Raw genomic sequence first — 4,074 nt, 5'->3', positions numbered from 1 at the left:
CTGCGAAGTGGCGTCCCGGACGGGAGCTGCGGGTGTTCGCGTCGCGACGCTCCCCCGGCGTGAAGCTCGTGAGCATCGTGGTGCCGGGACGACCCAGCTGCTCCTCGAACTCCGTCACCGAGACCAGGTCGAACCCGACACCCGCAACTCCCATCCGGCGCTACTCGTTTCCTACTTGCAGCCGGGCAGACCCGAGCGGTACACGTCGTCGTCGCCGAGACGCGCGTCCGCGCTGAGCAGCACGTCCGCCTCGAGCTGACGCGACGCCGCCGCCGGAACCCCGTCGCCGCCGAGGCGACGATCAGCCGGACGCTGGTACAGCGCGGCACCACCGGTCATCGCGTCGGCCAGGCGGCGCTTGCCGGCGACCGTGCGCTGCTGCGCCTGCGCGAGGTAGGCCTCGCGCCGCTCGGCGGGGATCGCCTCGACGAACGCCTGCGGGTGCACCACCGCGATCAGGCCGGACACGTGCCCGAACCCGAGGCTGGTCAGCAGACCGGCCTTGAGCGCGTACTGCTCGCCGAACCGGATCGGGGTCCGTGCCCACACCAGGTGCTCGAACTGAGCCATCTTGTCGTCGACGCAGTCCAGGCTGCGGTTCGGCGGGACGACGCCCTGGCTGAGGACCTGGCACAGGCCGATCAGCTGGAACGCTGCCGCGCCACCCTTGGCGTGACCGGTCAGGCTCTTCTGGGACACCACGAACAGCGGGTTGCCCTCGCTGCGGCCCAGCGCACCGGCCAGACGTTCGTGCAGCTCGGCCTCGTTCGGGTCGTTCGCCGCGGTCGACGTGTCGTGCTTGGAGATCACGGCAATGTCGTCGGCGGTGACACCGAGCTTGCGCAGCTCCCGGGCCAGGCCGGACTCGAGCCCACCGCGACCGGCGCCGAGAGCACCGATACCCGGAGCCGGGATCGAGGTGTGCACGCCGTCGGCGAAGGATCCCGCCCAGGCGACCACACCGAGAACCGGCAGGCCCATCTCCAGCGCCAGGTCACCGCGCGCCAGCAGCACCGTGCCACCACCGGCCGACTCGACGAACCCACCGCGACGGCGGTCGTTGGCCCGCGAGAACCGGTTGTCGCTGATGCCCTTGGCGGTCATGTCCTCCGACTTGGCGGTCGCGGACATGTCGCCGAAGCCGACGATGCCCTCGATGCCCAGGTCGTCGAAGCCGCCGGCGACGACCAACTGCGCCTTGCCCAGCTTGATCTTGTCGACGCCCTCCTCGACGGACACCGCGGCCGTGGCGCACGCCGCGACCGGGTGCACCATCGCGCCGTAGCCGCCGACGTAGGACTGCACGACGTGCGCGGCGATGACGTTCGGCAGGGCTTCCTGCAGGATGTCGTTCGCGCGGGACTCGCCGAGCAGCGTGTCGATGTACAGCGACCGCATCGAGGACATGCCGCCCATGCCGGTGCCCTGCGTGTTCGCCACCAGCGACGGGTGCACCCAGCGCAGCAGTTCCGACGGGGTGAAGCCACCGGTGAGGAACGCGTCGACGGTGGTGACGATGTTCCACAGGCCGACCCGGTCCACCGACTCCGCCATGTCCGCGGGGATGCCCCACTTGGTGACGTCGAATCCGGTGGGGATCTGGCCGCCGACCGTGCGGGTCAGCTTCGCCTTGCGCGGCACGCGGATCTCGGTGCCGGCCTTGCGGGTGACCGTCCAGTCGCCGGACTCGGCGTCCACGGACGCGACCGTGTTCTCCGGGTCGGCATCGACGAACGCGCGGGCCTCGGCCTCGGAACCGACGACGAAGGACAGGTCCTTGTCGAGGAACACCGAGGTCAGCAGCGGTGCGGTGTTGTCGACCATGGCGCCGTCGTCGGCGTAGCGGCGGATGCCGCAGCGCTCGACCACCGCGTCGTGGTAGCGGTCGGCGATCTCCGCCTCCGGCACCAGTTCACCGGTCTCGGTGTCGTAGAAGCCGGGCTTCGGGTCGTTCTCCCACTCCACCAGGCCGGTCACCCAGGCCAGCTCGAGCACACCGGCGGCCGACAGTTCCTCGTCGACCTCCATCTCGAAGCGGGTGCGGGCCGAACCGTACGGGCCGAGCTCGCCGGCGCCGACGATCACGACCAGGTCGGCCGGGTCGACGTCGAGCTTCTCCCAGGCCGGGACGGGCAGGTCGACGTCGAGTCGCGGCGCGGACGGCAGGGCCGCGATGGTGCCCGACTCGTCCTCGTCCTCGGTCTCGGTGGCCTCGGCCACGTCCTGGGCCTGCTTCGCGAGGGCCGGCAGGTCGACGTCCGCCTCGGACAGTCCACCGGTCAGGTCCGCGACCAGCGGCTTGTCGGCGGCGAGGCGGCGGGCCTCCGGGCCGACCAGCTTCAGCAGCTCGGTGGCCATCTCCTGCGTCGACCAGGTGCGCACACCGGCCGCCTCGACGGCCTCGACCAGCGGGTCGTTGCCGCCCATCAGGCCGGTGCCGCGCACCCAGCCGATGAGAGCGTGCGCGAGGGTGACGCGCTCGGCCCACGTGCGCTCGGCGTTCCAGCGGTTGACGACCGCGTCGAGCGCGGCCTTGGCCTCACCATAGGCACCGTCGCCACCGAACTTGCCGCGGTTCGGGGAACCGGGCAGCACCACATGCAGGTGGGTGTCGACGTCGCGGTCGTTGCCGATCGCGGCGAGACCGGCGATGAGCCGCTCCACCGACCACAGCAGCACCCGCATCTCCATCTCGGCGCGGGCACCCGCGTCGGCGAGGGAACCGGCCACGCGCGGCGCGGCGAACGGGAACAGCAGCGTCGGGGTCAGCGCGTCCTTGATCAGCTTCTTGGCGCCGCCCGCGTTCTCCACGGTCTCGGTACCGATCCACTCGATGAGGGCGTCGACGTCCGCGTAGGACGCCATGTTCGCCGGGACCACCCACAGCGCCGCGCCGGCCCGTGCGCTCTTCGCGTACAGCTCCTTGTAGAAGCCGAGGCGGCTGTCGTTGAGGCTGGACGTGGTCACGACCACGGTCGCACCACCACCGAGCAGCTTCGCGGCGACGGCTGCGCCGATGCCGCCCTTGCTGGCGCCGGTCACGACCGCGACCTCGTTCGTGTATTCGGCGTCGGTGACCTCCGCGGCGACGGTCGCGATGCGGCCGAAGGTCTCGGCGAGCACGGTGCGGCCGGCCTCGGTGGCCTTGCGCTGCCAGAAGGTGGCGTGCGCGGCGACGGTCGCGCCGGCACCGGCGAACCGCTCGACCTCGATCTCCGCACCCAGCCACACGCGGGCCAGGTCCTCGCGGGCGGTGGCCCAGCGGTCGTCGATCAGCACGGCCTTGCGGGCGTCGAACGCCGGGGCGACCTGACGCGGCCAGTCGGAGCCGAGCTCCGCGGAGACCAGATCGACCAGTTCGCTGTCCGCCTTGTCGGCCAGACCCGAGGTCTGCTCGGCCAGGCCGAGCTGCTCGAGCACGAGGCGCGCGGCGTTGGCGAGCACACCGTCACGGCCGGTGATCTGCTCGGCGAACTCGCCGAGAGCAGCGGCGTCGACGGTCGCTCCCCCGCCGCCACCAGCGGCCGGCATGGACACCGCGATACCGCGGCGGCCGGCGACGGACTGCACGGCGGCGTCGATCAGGGTGTCGACGGCGGCGGCGTCGGAGAGGGCGCCCTGCGACAGGCCGCCCAGGTCGCCGCCACGGATGGAGGCGCCGTCACGGCTGCCGAGTGCGACCTCGGCGGTCACGTGCTGGGTCCAGCCTTCGCCCAGGCCCCATACCTTGGTGACGCGCTCGGCGATGTAGGCCGGGCGCTTGCCGGACGGTCCGAACACCTTGCGCAGGTGGTCGTTGATCGAGTCGGTCAGCACCGGGCCGAAGGGGCGGTAGGTGCGGGCCAGACGGTCGACGGTGGCTGCCAGCGCGCCCATGTCGGCGTCCGCGGCACCGTCGATCGCGCCGAGCGACAGCTCGGAGCCGAGGTCGACGAGCAGCTGGTTGCGGCGCGAGGACACGCCGTCGCACAGCGCCTCGATGGTGTCGGCGGGGCCGATCTGGTCCGGACGCAGCTTCGTCCACAGCGCGATGAGCACCTTGGTGGCGTCGGCGGCCTTGAACGCGATGTCGTC

At 71.8% G+C, this 4,074-nt stretch carries 1 protein-coding gene and 1 pseudogene; both read right to left on the bottom strand.

The window, feature by feature from the left end; genetic code table 11:
- Positions 1-154, bottom strand: a pseudogene (locus tag I0Q12_RS34125) (holo-ACP synthase); the annotation flags it as partial.
- A gap of 17 nt (positions 155-171) precedes the next feature.
- Positions 172-4,074, bottom strand: a 3,903-nt coding sequence (locus I0Q12_RS27855; RefSeq protein ID WP_269437710.1) for a beta-ketoacyl synthase N-terminal-like domain-containing protein, incomplete at its 5' end; no start/stop codon positions are given.

This window comes from Rhodococcus sp. CX (assembly GCF_015865005.1).
Lineage (GTDB): Bacteria > Actinomycetota > Actinomycetes > Mycobacteriales > Mycobacteriaceae > Rhodococcus.
Note: the sequence above shows the minus strand (reverse complement) of the source record. Positions and strands in the feature narration are given on the sequence as shown.